Source organism: Peribacillus sp. SRI_006 (genome assembly GCF_057586375.1).
The window spans coordinates 131,427-149,525 of the sequence record NZ_JBYCZT010000008.1; the positions used below are offsets into that span (position 1 = coordinate 131,427).

Here is an 18,099-nt window from a genome sequence, read left to right on the forward strand (position 1 = left end):
CTTCAATAGGCTATTTTATAAAGTATTTCATTCAAAAATCCGATTCCCTTATCCATATCCATCGCAACAGGTTTGACATCCATCGATTGTGAAACCCCAGTTTCATTTCCGCTTTCTTTGCCAGGGAATCGAGAGTCGAAAATGTCCTTACAAAACCTTTCAAAAACCTCTTCCTCACCGATGCCATTCGGAACATTGAATTCCGAAGCCAGACGACAGCATCCTTCCTTTATGAATGGGAGTGGTACCCGCATGATCACTCTTACCAATGATTTTCACCGTATAAAGGCGGTGACGCCCCATCCTTGTCCGTTTCCATATGGGAACTGGTCAGATTGATTCCACCGGAGGGACGCCCTAAAGCATACACTATCAAAATATGTAGTAAGTTTTTTCCCATCCTCAGCTTTCATTGCCTGCTGAGTGCTCATCCTTTCCTTGGAATATAATATCCGGGTCACTCCATTACTCTCTGTTGCCCCGAAAAATGCTAACCATTCTATCCTCGAACGTAACATCATCCTTTTCATCTATTAATTTTTCGTTTTGATTGCCCATCATATCGCTTCCCTTCGCAATAGCCTTTGATGTCATGATCATTCACAACATTTATGTCATCTATTATTTTACTTGCTTTCGCATTTAACTTCATTGACAATTCTGTTAGTATTTCGATGCTTTTTTGTGCAAAATAACCAACTGAAAGACAACCAATAATGTGTATATATATACAGATTTCCATGATCAAAAGAACTTTTGTTATAGTCAGCGCCTTATCATATTTCACTGGTATTTTTTGATAAATTAAGATACTAGTTCTACATATGCCGGCCAAATTAACTTTTGATGGACTGCGAACCTAAAAAGATGATGTCTAATCTTTGTTACATCTAATTCACATATGTTTTATTTGCTTTTTCTTTTTGGCTGTTTTCGCATACTTTGTTGTTATTTACGAAGTAGTGCAGTGTGGTCGATTTCCCCTCCAGGTGCTCGCTTTCCGCGGGGCGGGCGGTGAGCCTCCTCGGCGTAAACGCCTGTGGGGTCTCACCTGTCCCGCTGCTCCCGCAGGAGTCTCGCACTTCCGCTCCAATCAACCTAAAATAGTTTCGTTTTATTTGCTTTTTTTATGGCTGTTTTCACATACTTTGTTGCTATTTACCAGGTAGTGAGTTGTGGTTGATTTCCCCTCCAGATGCTCGCTTTCCTTGGTGCGGGCGGTGAGCCTCCTCGGCGTAAACGCTTGTGGGGTCTCACCTGTCCCGCTGCTCCCGCAGGAGTCTCGCACTTCCGCTCCATTCAACCTTAAATAGTTTCGTTTAAAAACAACAATCTTTACGAAAAGAGCCTTTTTTATAAAGAATTAGACCAAAATGGGGAACAAGTAATCGTGATCACTTGTTCCCCATTTTATCTATTAATCACTTATTTTAATCCGAAGCTCCGTATGAATTACTGGTGGAAGTTAAGATATGACACTATGCTAAGCCTCGTGAATTTAATAACATTGCATCCTGGTTGGTCCGATGCCCCAGAAATCACTTAATGTTTACACTTATTTTTCTTCGCTTCAATGCGTCGTCGATGCAGGATAGGCTCAGTATACCCACTTGGTTGGTTATAGCCTTGAAACACTAGGTCGCATGCCGCTTGAAACGCCACTGAGCTGTCGTAATTATCCGCGATACATTGATAGGCTGAATCTCCACGGTTTTGTTCATCCACTACTTTAGCCATTCGTTGTAAAGTCTCCAAAACCTGTCCTTTTGTACAAATTCCGTGATGAAGCCAGTTAGCGATATGCTGACTCGAAATTCTTAGTGTGGCACGGTCTTCCATCAACCCTACATTGTTGATATCTGGTACTTTGGAACAACCAATTCCTTGATCTACCCAACGTACAACATAACCGAGGATACCTTGGGCATTGTTATCCAGCTCTTGCTGAATTTCTTCCGGACTCCATTCGGGGTTTTGAGCCACCGGGATTTCCAAAATATCATCACGTAAATTTACTGGATTCTTTTTCAACTCATCTTGCACCTTTTTTACATACACTTGATGATAATGAAGAGCATGCAATGTCGCTGCAGTCGGTGAAGGCACCCATGCTGTATTCGCCCCCGCTTTCAGATGGCCAATCTTTTGCGTTAGCATTTCCGCCATCATGTCAGGTATTGCCCACATTCCCTTACCAATTTGAGCTCGACCTTGAAAACCGGTTGCCAGACCTACATTGACATTCGATTTTTCATAACCTTGTAGCCATTTTGATCCTTTCATGTTATTTTTGAAGATCATAGGTCCAGCTTCCATAGAAGTATGAATTTCGTCTCCCGTTCGATCTAAGAACCCTGTATTAATAAATGCCACCCTTTCTTTAACTTGGCGGATACAAGCTTTCAAGTTCAATGAAGTTCGACGTTCTTCGTCCATAACACCAATTTTCAGTGTATTTCGCTGTAGACCAAGCATGTCTTCCACACGATCAAAGAGCTCATTGGCAAAAGCCACCTCTTCGGATCCATGCATTTTTGGCTTAACGATATAAACTGATCCTTTAGATGAATTTTGATATTTACCATTCCCCAACAAGGAATGTTTGGCAAGTAAACTAGTCATGACTGTATCCATAATCCCTTCAGGAATCTCCTCACCATTTGTATCCAGGACTGCGTTTGTCGTCATTAAATGTCCCACGTTACGGACAAACATAAGTGAACGGCCAGGTAAAGAGAATTCTTCTCCATTTGGTGCCCTGTATAAACGATCCGGGTTCATTGTACGTGTCATCATTTTATTATCCTTTTTGAAAGTTACAGCCAGATCCCCCCTCATAAGACCTAACCAATTTCGATAGACCAGGACTTTATCATCAGCATCCACTGCCGCAACAGAATCCTCACAATCCATAATTGTCGTAAGAGTAGATTCCATTAGAATGTCCTTAACGCCTGCTTTATCTTTTTTACCGATCGGGTGACTTCTATCAATCTGAATTTCAAAATGCAACCCATTATTTTTTAATAATATCGCAGATGGATTTCCGTATTCACCTTGATTGCCAACTAGCTTAGATTCCTCTACTAAACTCGTAATTTCTCCATTTCTGAGTGTAACAGCTAATTTTCCATCTACTACTGTATATTTCACGGCGTCTTTATGTGAATGATCCTTTAAAGGAGTTACTTGATCAAGAAAATCCTTTGCAAATGAAATGACTTCTCCACCGCGTACTTCATTGTAGCTCCCTTCTCGGTAGGCTCCTTCTTTTTCGCTAATAACATCTGTACCATATAGGGCATTATAAAGGCTTCCCCACCTTGCATTTGAAGCGTTAATAGCATAACGAGCATTATCAACCGGAACAACTAGCTGCGGACCGGCTTGGAAGGCAATTTCATCATCTACCCCTTCTGTGGTAATATGAAAGTCTTCTCCTTCAGGTTCGAGATAGCCAATTTCTTGTAAAAATGTTTTATATTCAGCAAAGTCCATCTCTTTATTTTCCCTGTGCCATGTATTGATATTGGTTTGAATTTCATCACGACGAGCTAATAATTTTTTGTTTTTTGGAGACATGTCATGTACCAATTTTTCAAAATCAACCCAAAATTGTTCCTGATTCAGTCCGCTTCCAGGCAGCCCATCTTTATTGATAAATTCAAAAAGTACCGAAGCCACTTGAAGATTACCTACTTTCACATATTCTCCCATGATGTATTCCTCCTCTAAAAATTAGTTTGACTCCCGGCATACGCCGAGATAATTTTCTTAAACCAGGTGATCTCTCCTCCCTTTGAACGGGTTCAATACTTAGTTTGTTTTCGATTTCAAGTTCTCAAATTTATTGTTTTGTTTTCTTATAATCAATTTCAAGTTTATCGTTAGAGATGTCAAATACAGTCAGTATGGTATGAACACCTTTTTTTCTTCACTCGCAAAATGAAAGCCCATTTTTTAAAAAATAATCACTTTGTGTTTCCATTTTCAGGTAGATAGATCGGTTACTGCCCGACCTCCAACTTATTCATTAATTTATTCCAATTAATGAATTTCTCCAAAAAGATCGATATAATGACACCCATAATGAGACCATTTGTAATGAAAGGCTGCAAGAGGACAGGTATACTGCCGAATAATGATGGCGGGATGTTCATAATGCTAACTCCAACTAGGACCGGCCCTGCTAAACGGAGTATCGTTTCAGAGTTGAATAACGTTCCTTTCAGACTGTTTAATGCGGTCCCGAACAATTGAAGGTATGCGACAAATAAAACAGCGTTACCTATTGTTAATGGTATTGTTCCTAAGAATCTCCCTAATGGAGGAATAACTCCAAGGAGAGTAAACAAAAATCCGCTTATAATGAATGGCTTTCGTTTGAATAACTTGGTACTTTGTAAAAAACCAATCGTAGATGTAAATGGTGTAAAAGGGACCAAGCCAAAAATCGAAGTGATAAACGCAAAAATACCTGTTACAAAAATAGATCTCCTGTATTGACTATGTTCCACCTTTTCCTTGTAAACATCTGCAACAGCTTGAATAGAAGCGAAAGAATTCGTTAAATTCAGAAGGACAGCAAAAAAGGAAACAAAAATAATACCAATATTCAAGTTTGGAGTTCCAAGGGGAAAGAAAGTGAATGCCATACCTGAAGAGCTAGCCGTCGGAAGATCTGAAGGGAAAATAATTCGATATAATGACCACCCTACGATAATTCCGATCAGGATTGAGAAATTGCCTAGTATTTTCCCTCCTTTAATCCTTAAAAAGCCGACGAAGATGACAATCAAGATTGAAAACAAACTGACAGGAAGATCAATTGTTCCACTTTCGGTTATTTTAAACATACCTTTGAAGAAAATAAAGATGAGCTGAAAGGTCAGTAAAAATATATAAACACTTATCACCATCGGCTTAATTACTTTTTGTATGATATAAATCAGGTTAAATGCCGCAAGCAGTACGGTTACAGCTCCAGCCAGCAAAATACCTGTTGCAATACCTCCCCCTACGGTTTCAAAATCCAATCCGAGTGCAGATGCAGAGATGCCCATATTTATCATCAGACCCCACATTAGCCCTGAATGGCTGTCCAATAATGGATAACGATGCCCAACCCATGCCTGCAGAATACAGGATATTCCGGTAAAGATAAAGGAGCACCTTATCGTCATTTCAATTGTTTCTGTAGGAAGCTGGAATGCTGCTCCTACAGAAATTGGTACGACAACCGTATTGGCAAAAATAAAAAAAAGCCACTGTAAAGAGGAGAATAATGTTACAGTAACTCCTTGCTGTTTCATCTTAATCATCACCATTTCCGATTTCTGGATTTTTATAAAATCTGTTTGCTAGTTTTTAAGGAAGCCAATCGTAGAAATTACAAAACAATAAAAATATAAGCGAAGCGCTGTCTTCACTACAATCGCTTCGCCTTAATCACTTTTTTGTTTTTTAAAAGAAGAAACTTAAATTATTTTGTAATGTTTAATAAACTTAGCATTTTTTTAATATCTTGTTATATCCATAGGCAATGCCCCTGCAGCAAAGCCTACAAACATGAATCGGCTGTTTCCTGTATTTCGCATTCCATGAATTTGATTAGGCTTGGCCAATACTACCATTCCTTTCCTGATCGTGATCTCATTCTCTAGGTCAGGGAAGTATGTTCCTTCCCCCTCAATGCAGACCCAAATATCATCAACATTCGAATGGGAATGTAAATATACTTCCTGCTCAGGTTCAAGACACCAAACTGCCCCAACAGTTTTATCCGTTTCATAGAAATAATTTTTTTGTGGTGCATTAGAATCGAATTTTGCTATTTTATCGATTTCAAAAACTCTTTCCTCTATTATCGACTTTTTGTTCAAAATTACATTCTGGTCCATACCTCAGCACCTCTTTTATATTTAATGGTTTTGAATTACACTTACCGGATCTCCCTAAAATACAATTCTGCCCGCATTAAATCTCTTGAAGTTATCATCTACTCATTTCTTCTATATGATGTGACCTTTTACAAGGTTGCATCACGATTACAATCTTTAGAGTAAACATATGTTAAATTTTCTCTGCCTACCGCATAGGCTGCTTGATGTACATATGGACCCATAAAAATGTAATCTCCTTTCTTTACAGGAACCCACTGATTATCCAGATTATACATCCCTTCTCCCGAGAGTAAGTAGGCTCCATGTTCTTGCACATGTGTTTCGATGAATGGATGAGATGCAGCAGGATCAAAGGAAAGAATATGAAAATTCATATCAAAATCTATATCAGCAGGCAAAAGATCCTTAAGATGGACATTATGCATATCATCATAAATCCTGAATTCGATGTTGTTCGCATGGTTTGAATGAACCCATGGCCTCCGTCCTTCTAGCGGACGATACTTTTGCTTATATAGGAAAAGTTTAGAATCTCCATCCGATTGGTTTTCTAAATACATCTTTGTTCCGGGCGGACAATATAAATAACCGCTTTCATCGAGGACAAACTCTTGTTCACCTGCAGCAGCTTTTATTTTCCCTTCAATAACATAGACAAATGTCTCAACATCTTCTTGTCCACCAAACCCCTCGCTGTTCTTTCCATCCTTTTGCATTGTCACAATGTAATCGACAAAGCTTGCTCCAAGCTTTGGAGAACCCAAAATGGAAATGATACAATTCTCAAATCCCGGAATAACATTATTAACCAATCCTTCAGGTGCAATTAACGCATATTTACCGTGCTCAATTATTGATCTGCTTGCTAATAAATCTTTAGGATAACCCATCTTTTAAACTCTCCTTTTAATCGTATTTTATTTGAAATATGTGACTCATGGTGTGCCCATTTCCCGCTATAAATCAACTTATAATTGTAGCTTCTTTTCATATATTATTAGCTTGTGTTAGAAACAATTAATTCCCTTATATAAATATTAACCGCTTTCATTTAATTAGTCTTTATGCCTAATTGATAAAAACGTTTTTTATTTTTGTGCATTATAGATAAAAAGATTTTCTCCAGTCCTTTATGCTTAACAATCTAGATTTTAATTTTTTCCACAGTGGTAATGCTTCCATTTTCAAAAACAATATCCCCATTGACGATCGTTGTTGTTACTTGCCCTTTGAATGTCCTGCCAACATAAGGCGACTGCTGATGGCGGTAGAACAAATCTTCCTTTTTCAGCTCGAAGCTTTTGTTCAGATTAACTATCGCCAGATCAGCGTCGCTATCAACGGCTATTATCCCTTTATGGGGATAAAGGCCAAATAACTTAGCTGGATTCGTTGATGTTAATTCAACAATTTTCCCCAGAGGAAGATTACGGTTGAAATGCCCCTCTGTCAACATAATATTGAGCGTAGATTGGGCACCGGAAATCCCGCCCCAGGCACTGAAAAAGTCATCATTTATTACTTCTTTCATAGAGGCAGGTGCTGGTGAATGGTCGGATGCTATTACGTCAATTTCACCGTTTGCTACAGCTTCCCATAATTGTTCTACTTCTTCATCATCACGCAGTGGAGGGCAGCATTTTGCCAATCCGCCTTTTTCCTCTAAGTCTTTTAATGTCAAAGATAAATAATGAGGACATGTTTCTACCGTAATATCCAGGCCTCTTTGTTTTGCCTGATTGATGACTTCCACTACTTTGCGGCTGCTCGCATGAACAATATGCAGTTTACACCCTGTAGCTTCTGCATATGAAATTATTCTTCTTACCGCTTCAATTTCGGAAATTATCGGTCTTGATTCGACGAAGTCCTTTGCAGTCGTCTTTTTTTGTCTTTGTTTTTCTTGTGCAAGCTGATCACAAATCACTGTACTTTCAGCATGAACGGCTAAAAGTGAACCAACAGAGGCAATTTCTCTCATCCCTTTAAAAATCGTACTATCATCGACATGATTGAAATCGACAATTCCGCTCGGTGACATAAAAGCTTTAAATCCAATTACTCCATTTTCATCAAGTTCCTTAATATTCTCAATATTTTCCGGTATAAGTCCACCCCAAAAGCGGCAATTGACTACCGACTTTTCTTCGGAGCAAGCTCTCTTTAATGCCAAATATTCTTTATTGATTGTTGGTGGTGTACTGTTCAATGGCATATCAAAATAGGTTGTCACCCCACCTGCCGCTAAACTTCTGCTACCAGTTTGAACACCTTCCCACTCAGTTCTGCCTGGCTCGTTGAAATGAACATGAGTATCAATTAATCCTGGGAGGATGTGCTGCCCCTCAGCATTAATTTCTCTTGTTGCTAAAGCATCAATATTTTTTCCGATAGTCACTTCTTTAATTTTCCCTTCCTTAATTGCAATATCTCCTTGAACAATCGAATCAAACATTACAAGATTTCCATTTCTAATGAGTAAATCATATGTAGCCATAGGTTCATTCCTTTCTGTGGGAAATCAAATTTTATAAAAACTTTTAAGGAGAATCCTCTTTTACAAGTTGCATAATGAAGAGACGAACATCTTGCTTTCTACAACTGAAATCGTATATATTCCGAATTAAATACAACTATTACTTTCTGAACATCGTTTTGAGATTTAGTAGATTCCGCTAAAACTTCTATCAAGCAATTTTGGAATGAAACTTACAATCCATTTCCCCAACTTAATCACATCCACCTTTATGAAGACAGGAAGCGAGATGCGCAGCCTTGGCTGTTATCTTGTTTTGTACGGCACCCTCACCAAGGCCGTCAACACCGATCCATTTTTTTAATATTCGGACTCTTTTCCTGACTATTTCACGTTTCCATCAATTAAGCCCCTTTAACCACATCCTCTCGTTTCTGTTGCGCTTTTTAAACAAGGTTCTTTCGTAAAGATTGTTGTTTTTAAAACGAAACTATTTTAGGTTGATTGGAGCGGAAGTGCGAGACTCCTGCGGGAGCAGCGGGACAGGTGAGACCCCACAGGCGTTTACGCCGAGGAGGCTCACCGCCCGCACCAAGGAAAGCGAGCACCTGGAGGGGAAATCAACCACACTGCACTACTTCGTAAATAGCAACAAAGTATGCGGCGAACAGCCTTAAACAAAAACAATATAGATGAACGAATGCGAGCATCGTACCTGAGAAAAATGATAGAGAACTGGCGGATTGTATACGCTTCAAAATATAAATATAGTTTCTAAATATAATAAAAACTTGGGATTTATGGAATGTAAAAAAAATTTTGAAAACAGTTTCATTAACCTTCAATCCTCTATACAATTGATTATAAGCGGATTCATTCACAAAATCATTATGCGATGTAAACAATTTCCATTTAAATTTTTGTCCAAATTTAACAAGATTCGTTTGCTTCCCTTTCTAGTAATAAAAACTGACAAAATGTAGAATTAGAAGGTGTATGATGAAAAAGGTAGAAGATTTATTTATCGTTGATGTGTTTCAAGAAGCCAAAATTATTGCTGGACATGCCGGACTTAAAAGGAAAGTAGAATCAATTGAGATTTCAGAAACACCAGATGCCATCAATTTTTTAGCTAAGAACTCCCTATTATTGACAACAGGATACGCTTTTAAAAACGACCCCCATGCATTATGCAATCTCATTTCCCAAATTAATGAACTTCCATGTGCAGGGATTGCCATTAAACTTAAAAGATTCATTGATGAGATCCCGCAGGATGTAATCGAATTGGCCGATTCATTAGAATTTCCAATTATTCAAATTCCAGAGACATTAACATTAGGTGCGGTTGCTCATCAATTATTAAGCTTTATATGGGATAACCAAATTGAAGAGTTATTCTATGCGATGCATATTCACAAGGAATTTACCAATATGATGATAAAAGGCTACAGTCTGAATTCTTTAATTGAAAATCTTGGCTCCCTATTAAAATGTCCTGTTCTCCTACTTGATCCTATTGGTGATGTGACATCCTTTTCTCATCATTTTCGTACAGGAAGTATGAAAATCGTTATGAAAAATGTTCAAGAACAAATTAAACGTGATATAGAAACATACCTAGAGAAAAACCAGCTTACTATCGACATCCAAAATACGGACATTTCTATAAAAATGTTTCGGGTGAAAACAATGCGTCCCTATCCTTATTTTCTATTAATTCTTTACCCTGAGAAGCTTTCATACCCATCTTCACAATTAGCTATAGAACAAGCATCAACAGTCATTTCATTCACGCTGCTTAAAAACGAGGCTATTAGAGAAAACAGTCGTTTGTTAGAAAATAACTTTTTTGCTTCCCTTGTTGATGGAAAGATTTCTAACAAACAAGAAATTATTCATAGGGGAAAACAGCATGGCTTAATCGACAATATGAAATATGTATGCATTGTATGTAAGATTGATGATGATAAACAAAACGCTTTACAAAAAAGTGCAGACATAATGAATAGATTATACGACTATTTATATAAATTTTTACATAAATCATTTTTAAAAATAGATACTAACAACATCGTTTTTATGAAAGATGGATATTTTGTTATTTTGATGCAAGCTCCTCTGAATATTAATGATTCGATTAAAAGTATAATAGAAGAAAGGCTGAAGGAGTTCCAGAATGAGGCTTATTCAAATCTAAAAATTTCGTTGTCGTTTGGAGTTGGTAACTTTTCTAATGACCTTACCTATATCCACCTTACATACGAAGAGGCAGTGGAAGCATGGACAAATGGGGCCGAACTGTTTCAAAATAAATTTATCAACTTTTACGAGACCAAGCAATTAATCGAACTGATTCGGTTAATTCCCGAAAAAGATTTAAAAAAATTTTATGAAAATACTTTACGTTCTTTATCATACCCGAAAAATAAAGATGAAAAAGACTTAGTTAATACCTTATTGGTATATTTGGATAATAATTGTGAACTTGCTATTACATCCAGGAAACTGTTTGTTCACCGTAATACCGTTAAATACCGAATTGCCAAATGTGAGGACATGTTGAATTATTCCGTTCATGATGCAAAAAACTCACTTCATTTACGGATAGCTTTACTCATGAGTTCAATTTTCAGGGGTAATAGTGATTAATAAGTTATTGTAATCACTACTAAAGCAGATATTGACTGAAGGTAAACTGCTCCACGCAGACAGAGATCAATATAAAGAGTAAATCTCGACCTTTTTTTCTGGAAGTGTCTTGGATTATGGAGGAATCCAGGAATTTCAGTGGCTTTTTTATGAACATACAGAACTCCTTTTATTACATTGGATCATTGTCGATACGCATGACTGTTTCATCGAATGAAGGATCTTTGTCCTATAATTGAAATGTATTCATTTTGAAAAAACTCGTGTTCCGATACAGTCGGATCACGAGTTTTTTTGTAAGTTCTCTTTTAGTTGATAGCTAAAACTTATAAGTTCCTCAATATTGTTTTGTGGCTATCTTAATCACTGTAGAGTAAAGGACTCTAGCTCCTGCACCCATATCTTCTACAGTCACGAATTCATCTGGGTGATGACTGAGACCATCTTTACAACGAACGAAAATCATTGCAATATTCGTTACCTCCGCCATAGCCATTGCATCGTGACCAGCACCGCTTACAAGACTGATAGGACTGCCATCCAATTCGCTAATGGACTCCTCGATTACTTTAATCAATTGTTCATCACAGTATACAGGATCAGCTTCCATGACCTGTTCAAAATGAATTTGGAGTCCTCTAGCTTTTGCTACTCTTTCACTTTCAGTTAATATGGCATCAATGGCTTTTTTCTTACGATCCACATTTAAATCACGGATATCCAGCGTTCCTGTTACAAGGCCAGGTATTACATTACTAGCACCCGGACTTACAGTAAGTTTTCCGATGGTCGCCACTAATGGTTCATTTTGGATAGCGATGTTCTCAATGTAGGAAATGAGATCACTAGCTCCTAAAAGCGCATCTTGTCTAAGGGCAACAGGAACTGTCCCTGCATGTCCAGGTTTCCCGATAATTTCAAAATAAAATCTTGTAGCACCAGCAATCCCACGAACTATGCCGACAGGTTCATTCTCCTTCTCAAGCACAGGCCCCTGTTCGATATGAAGTTCCAAATAAGCGAGAAGTTCTTCTGGAGTACGACTAGCGTCTTTATAAGCATATGGGTCAGCAATACCAATTCCTTTTAACGCTTCAGCAATTGTTATTCCTTGTTCATCTGCTCTTTCTAAATCTTCAGCAGTAAAAGTTCCTGCAATCGCTTTACTACCAAGGAAAGTTGAGTGAAACCTTACTCCTTCCTCATCACAAAAACCTACCACTTCGATTGGATTGTATAATATAATGCCATTATCCTTAAGAGTTTGAACAACTTCTATTCCAGTTATAACTCCTAGAATCCCATCATATTTACCTGCTTCAATCACGCTATCTAAATGTGAACCAATCATTAAGACTGGAGCTGTTGGATCTTTCCCTTCATAACGTCCGATTATATTATTAAGAGCATCTTTTCTTACCGTCATCCCAGCTGCTTTCATCCACTCTTCAACTAGACTTTCTGCTTTTAAACTTTCCACTGTGAAAGGTAGTCTAGTGACACCAACAGTTGTGGATGAACAAGCAGCAAGTTCTTCGGTTCTAGTGTTGATTCTTATAGCATCAACATCCTTCTGGAGTTTAACCAAACGATCACTTCCCTGCCAATTTAATCTCTAAGTAAAATTTTTGTTATTTAAATCCAGTTACTTAATATGCAAAGTCATATTAACACTTTATTTAGTCTTTGCTCAATAGGAATTCTGCATGATAAGCTAATTAAAAGTTAGATTAAACGGTGACAAGCAAAAGCACTTGTCACCGTTTAATACATATCATACATATATATAGGCTAACTAACTAAACGCCCTTTTTTTGAATGTAATAATGACCATGCATCAACGAGAGTACGTTTTGACTGTGCAATTACAATATCAGATGATTCTGTACCGACAGGTTTTACTTCAAAAGCGACTATATTCTTTATACCTTCACCGATGTAACCAATTTCTAATAGAGATCGTAAATACTCCGCTAATTCAGGAACATCAACTTCACTTCCTGGATATCCGAAACGCGGATGCTGATCGCCGTAAGCAGGATCAGAAGTATCTTTAATATAGCAATTTCCGATATGGGCATGGTTAATATAATCACGAGCTAACGTTAATGCATCATGAGACGTTTCACGCTGCATTGGTAAATGACTTAAATCAAGCATTAAACCGAAAGTGGGATCTACTTTACGAACTTCTTTTGCAACTTCAACAGCAAGTTTATTCGAACCGATTAAACATTTCTTATCAGTCTCATCATCAAATGTTTCAAGTGAGAGTACTAAATCACCTTTAGATTTTGCATAATCGCATAATTCTTTGATAGAATTCGTTAGTAATTGTAAGGCAACATCTTGTTGAGTATCTGGTTTAGCCCCACTTAAGAAACCAAGTTTAGCAGCATTTACTTCGTAAGCCTGGTCAATTCCGCCTTTTACTAAATCGATAGCCCTTCTACGCTCAGCTTCATCAAAAGAATTAAGGTTACCTTTGTTTCTTAATAGAATCGGTTGTGCACCAAATCCTACATTCATTCCACCGGATTGTAAAATTTGAGCAGCCTCTTTACGTTCTTCAGGATTGTTAATAGATGTAATTTCAATTCCAGAGAAAAAATCATCTTGTACAATTTTCTTAATTGTTTCAACAGCTGGGCCATCTCCACCCATTGTTTCCGGATAAGCCATGAAGTGAACAATTCCGACTTTCATAGAATTATGAAGATTTGCTGACATTGTTTCGCCGATTTTTCGGCTTCCCTCCTTTAATGAACCCATTATTTAAGTACAGTCAAGACTGCTTTTCATTACTAATATGTTTTTTGAAGCAATAGGTTATATCCCATTGCTTCAAAAAACACTTCCATCAAGAGTGATGATTATTTAGAATAATCAATTTTTTCTGAGTATTTGAAGCCGTTAAGTGCACCGTTATTAGAGAATTCGCATGCGTTCTTAGGATCTGGATCAACTATAACTTCGATTAAATATGGTTTACCTGAGTCAACTGCACGTTGCAGAGCTGGTTTGATATCATCATAATGTGTAACAAGCTCACCACGAACACCCATACCTTCAGCCGTTTTAACAAAGTCGATTCCGCGCTCTTCATTATCACATAATTCATTTTTGTAAATTAAGTCCGTAGAAATTTGACGTCCATTGTAGAACCAGTTTTGTTGTTGACGAATTAAACCCATTAATGAGTTATTCATACAGAAAATAATGACCGGAATATCATGCTTTGCAGCTGTAGCAATATCTTGTAATGACATCCCCAAGCTTCCATCACCAAGGATGTTTACACTTTGTCTTTCAGGAAATGCAAGTTTCGCTGCCATTGCTGCACCAAGGCCCCAACCCATTGTCCCCGCACCGCCAGTTAATAAGTAAGTTCTTGGTACATACGTTTCAAATAATTGAGAAGACCAGATTTGGCTGATACCGCAGTCATGTGATACGAAGGCATCTCGATCTAAGAATTCACGAAGTTCTCGCAATGCACGCTCTTGTCTGATTGGAAGTGTTGTGTAATCCGTTTTTCGTGCCCATTTCTTACGCTCTTCAGTTAAGTTGACTCTAGTACCTACTTCGGCAGTTGCAGCTACTTGAGCACCAAGTGCTTTATGGGCTTCTGCAAGTTTAACCATAAATGTTTTAACATCAGAAACGATACCTAAAATCGTTGGTACAACTTTACCAATTTCCTTATTATCAAGATTTACGTGGATAATTTTCTTACCGTTTTGTGTGAATACAGAAACATTACCAGTTGAACGATCAGCGAAACGTCCGGCAAGGTTGATTACTAAGTCAGCTTCAACAATTGTTTTGTTACCGAATGGAGTATCAAGCATCGTTCCCATACGTCCAGCGAATAAAGGGTGATCGTTAGGGAAGGTATCCATCCCCATGCCAGAAGTTACTACAGGGATTTGCAGTTCTTCAGCTAACGCTTTCAATTCAATGGTAGCGTTTGCAATGTTGACCCCTCCACCAGATAGTAAGACCGGTCTTTTAGCATCTTTTAATAATTCCAATGTTTTCTCTATATCAGCGTCAGAAGCTTGTGGTAAGTTATCGACTGGAGTAGAACCGATAAGTACATCTAAGTCGACTTCTATTTCAACTTTTTGTTGATCAACTGGTAAATCAAGAAGAACTGGACCCTTTCTGCCAGTAGTAGCTGTTACCCATGCTTCATGGATAAATTCAGCAGCTTTCGAACCGTCAGTTAAACGGTATGCAGCTTTCGTTACAGGCTTTGCCATTTCAACGATAGGCGCTTCTTGGAATTGCATGGTTCCAATTAAACTATTTTTTTGTTGACCGGTAATGGCTATCATTGGAATGGAATCCATCCATGCACCGTACAGGCCAGTTAAGAAGTTAGTTCCGCCAGGACCTGATGTGGCAGCACATACGCCTACTTCACCAGTTGCTCTTGAATAACCATCAGCCATGAAAGCACCCGTTTGTTCGTGACGAACAATATATGATTCAATTTTAGTTAATTCTTTTACTGCATCATAGAATGGTAAAATCGCAGCTCCCGGTACACCATAAACATGTTTCACCCCTCTTTTTTCTAAATACAAGGCAATTAACTCAGCAGCTGTCATTTTTTGTTTAGCCATTTATATCTCTCCCTTTTGATCCTTTTTTATATTTTCAAAGATTTGAGCAATTGAATCTTTATCCCCAACGTTGCCCGGAAATACGATATAAGGTGTATCTTTGAACTTAGCTTCACTTCCGGTTAACCATACTGGAACACCGGCGATCGCTTGCCCTAAAATTTTTGCATATTTAATATCTAAGCCGTCAGTTGCCACATCACTCGAAGTTATACCACCTTTTGCGATGATGAATTTCGGCTTTACTTTTAGTGAGCGAATAACTTTAACTAAAGAACTTGAAACAGTTTGACTAATCTTTAAGTTTTCTTCCTTATCTTCCGCACTAATCAAATCTCTACTCGTATATACAAGCGTATCGCGATTAGAAGAAATATTTTGATCTACTAATTGACATACTCGTGTTAGCTCTTCAATTCTTGTTTCTTCATTTAGAACTTTCACAACACTCATTTCGATTTGTTCAATCGGGTATTTACTCATTAGTTCCTTAATTTGTTCCGTAGTTTTATTCGTGTGAGAACCTACTATAATAAAGCCACCATTGTTTTGGCTTTCATCATTTGAAACAATCTCATTAGCTGATAAATATGGACGATCCTGAATTCCCGCAATCGATTTTACAATAGATGCTGCAGTTCTAAACAAGAATTGCTTGCCAGAATCAATTGCTTTAAGGACAGCTAATGATACGATGTCCAAATCATAATAAGATTTAGCATTTACTATAATAGGAGCATTATTGTTAGCAGATAGTAATATCTCATAAACTCTATCAATGCCGCCATTGTGAATATCTTTCAGTGAAATGATCAATGCTGATTCTGAAGCTACGCTTCCATCTGTCTTTTCTTCAATCCATTTTGGCAAATTAGCGGTTTTGAAACCGAATACGGAATCATTCGCAAATTCTGTTTCATTTACTGGGACAAGCTGGCCGTCCACACCTAAATAATGAATATTATCTATGGTGTAACGATGTGCTTCAAAAAAAGCCGGAATGATTAAATGACCTGAAATTTGTACATCAGCAGTTTTTAATAATTCATCTTGGAGCACATTAATTTCAAGTGGATAATGCCCTCTTAATGTTGAGTCACTTCTACTGATAATTGAATAATTGATTCCCATTTCCTTAGTAACGTCAACAATGTTTTGGACAATCTCCCTATTGATGTTTTCCGTCTTTTCTGCATTATAACTTCTTGTGTTTGTTAAAATATAAAGTACACTTCTCTCATCAGATAATCCTTTTTTAATCCAGTCTTTTCCCCAGTCCGTGATGACAAAAATATCATGTACCGTTTGGACACCGGTTGGATCATCATCTAAAACGATAAACTTATGTTTTGTTTGATTTAAATGAGCTTTGATTTCAGCACGAAGGCTGTCATCCGATTTAGAGAAGAGGTCTAAAGTATCCTTTAAACTTAGATATTGGGTTGCGTTTGACAAAAACCCTCCCCCTTTCATTATCTAAAAATGTGATTAGCTAGTTACTCTATGCCCTAATAATTCATTTGCAGTAGAAATAATTCGGTGTGCTCTTAATTCAAATAAATCAAGTAATTCATCCATTTTTCCAGAAACCCCAAAACGGTCATTTGTACCGATTCTTCTTAATTTAGCTGGTTGGTTTTCCGATAATACTTCAGCAACAGCACTACCTAATCCACCTATAATTGAATGCTCTTCAACTGTGATGACATGTTTTGTTTTCGCAGCAGATGCAATAATGGCTTCTTTATCAATAGGTTTAATTGTATGGATGTGTAAAAGTTCGGCGCTTACACCTTGCTTTTCCAATTCACCTGCTGCTTTTAGTGATTCATCAAGCATTATCCCAGTACTGATGATAGTTATATCTGATCCTTCACGATATTTAATTGCTTTACCTATTTTGAATGGTTCTTCTTTTTTGGTAACGATCGGTACTGGTAATTTGCCAACACGGAGGTAAATTGGTCCTTCATGGTAATAAGCAGCTTCTACTGCTTTTTCCATTTCAACCGCATCAGCTGGAACAATTACCGTCATACGTGGAAGTGAGCGCATTAAAGAAATATCTTCAAGCGGTAAATGTGTTGCACCTTCTTGTGCAGCTGATGTACCAGCGTTATGACCGACAATTTTCACATTGTTATTTGAATAACAGACTGAAATTCTCATTTGATCAAATGCGCGCCCAGTAAGGAAGTTTGCATAAGCATTGGCAAATGGTACTTTACCCGCCACTGCCATACCGGCTGCGGTACCTACTAAATCACATTCAGAAATACCGATGTTAAAAAAGCGTTCTGGAAATCTATTTTTATATAGATTTGTCATATTCGATTTTGCGCAGTCCGCGTCAAGTACCACTAAATTGTCATGTTTTTCTCCAAGTCTAATTAGTGCATCAGCAAAACCTTTACGTGGTGCTTCTTGATTTGCCATC

The 18,099-nt window shown here is 37.7% G+C and carries 12 protein-coding genes; 1 reads left to right on the plus strand and 11 read right to left on the minus strand.

Annotated features, from left to right (window positions below; all coding sequences use genetic code 11):
* Positions 1-2: 2 nt before the first annotated feature.
* The 6 genes from AC2YHV_RS13385 to AC2YHV_RS13410 form a co-directional block, all read right to left on the minus strand.
* Positions 3-269, minus strand: coding sequence for a hypothetical protein (locus AC2YHV_RS13385; RefSeq protein WP_487373384.1), 267 nt, complete (start codon positions 267-269; stop codon positions 3-5).
* Between the two features lie 1,273 nt (positions 270-1,542).
* A complete protein-coding gene (locus AC2YHV_RS13390; protein WP_487373385.1) occupies positions 1,543-3,717 on the minus strand; it encodes a malate synthase G in 2,175 nt (724 codons plus the stop codon).
* A gap of 290 nt (positions 3,718-4,007) precedes the next feature.
* Positions 4,008-5,312 carry a uracil/xanthine transporter gene (locus AC2YHV_RS13395; protein ID WP_098865941.1) on the minus strand — a complete coding sequence of 435 codons (1,305 nt, stop codon included), beginning with the start codon at positions 5,310-5,312 and terminating at the stop codon, positions 4,008-4,010.
* Between the two features lie 204 nt (positions 5,313-5,516).
* Positions 5,517-5,900: a cupin domain-containing protein gene (locus tag AC2YHV_RS13400; RefSeq protein WP_194719361.1), complete on the minus strand. Its 384-nt coding sequence runs from the start codon at positions 5,898-5,900 to the stop codon at positions 5,517-5,519.
* Between the two features lie 128 nt (positions 5,901-6,028).
* The gene (gene allE / locus AC2YHV_RS13405) at positions 6,029-6,793 is read right to left on the minus strand and encodes a (S)-ureidoglycine aminohydrolase (RefSeq protein WP_487373386.1); all 765 of its coding nucleotides are present in this window, start codon (positions 6,791-6,793) and stop codon (positions 6,029-6,031) included.
* Between the two features lie 254 nt (positions 6,794-7,047).
* Positions 7,048-8,400 carry an allantoinase gene (locus AC2YHV_RS13410; RefSeq protein WP_034314938.1) on the minus strand — a complete coding sequence of 451 codons (1,353 nt, stop codon included), beginning with the start codon at positions 8,398-8,400 and terminating at the stop codon, positions 7,048-7,050.
* A gap of 978 nt (positions 8,401-9,378) precedes the next feature.
* Here AC2YHV_RS13410 and AC2YHV_RS13415 point away from each other — a divergent pair.
* The gene (locus AC2YHV_RS13415; RefSeq protein ID WP_413002225.1) at positions 9,379-11,031 is read left to right on the plus strand and encodes a PucR family transcriptional regulator; all 1,653 of its coding nucleotides are present in this window, start codon (positions 9,379-9,381) and stop codon (positions 11,029-11,031) included.
* A 337-nt stretch (positions 11,032-11,368) separates the two neighbouring features.
* Here AC2YHV_RS13415 and AC2YHV_RS13420 read toward each other — a convergent pair whose 3' ends face one another.
* The 5 genes from AC2YHV_RS13420 to AC2YHV_RS13440 form a co-directional block, all read right to left on the minus strand.
* Positions 11,369-12,619: an allantoate amidohydrolase gene (locus AC2YHV_RS13420; RefSeq protein ID WP_440439841.1), complete on the minus strand. Its 1,251-nt coding sequence runs from the start codon at positions 12,617-12,619 to the stop codon at positions 11,369-11,371.
* A gap of 203 nt (positions 12,620-12,822) precedes the next feature.
* Complete coding sequence (locus tag AC2YHV_RS13425; RefSeq protein ID WP_057275700.1) at positions 12,823-13,761, minus strand: sugar phosphate isomerase/epimerase family protein; 939 nt, start codon at positions 13,759-13,761, stop codon at positions 12,823-12,825.
* A gap of 143 nt (positions 13,762-13,904) precedes the next feature.
* Entirely contained in the window at positions 13,905-15,662 is a 1,758-nt protein-coding gene (locus tag AC2YHV_RS13430) for a thiamine pyrophosphate-binding protein (RefSeq protein WP_057275699.1), read from the minus strand.
* Positions 15,663-17,117 (minus strand): four-carbon acid sugar kinase family protein, encoded by a 1,455-nt coding sequence (locus tag AC2YHV_RS13435; RefSeq protein WP_487373387.1) that lies wholly within the window; start codon positions 17,115-17,117, stop codon positions 15,663-15,665.
* A gap of 33 nt (positions 17,118-17,150) precedes the next feature.
* Positions 17,151-18,098, minus strand: a complete 948-nt coding sequence (locus AC2YHV_RS13440) for a transketolase family protein (RefSeq protein WP_034314953.1) — start codon at positions 18,096-18,098, stop codon at positions 17,151-17,153.
* Position 18,099 lies beyond the last annotated feature (1 nt).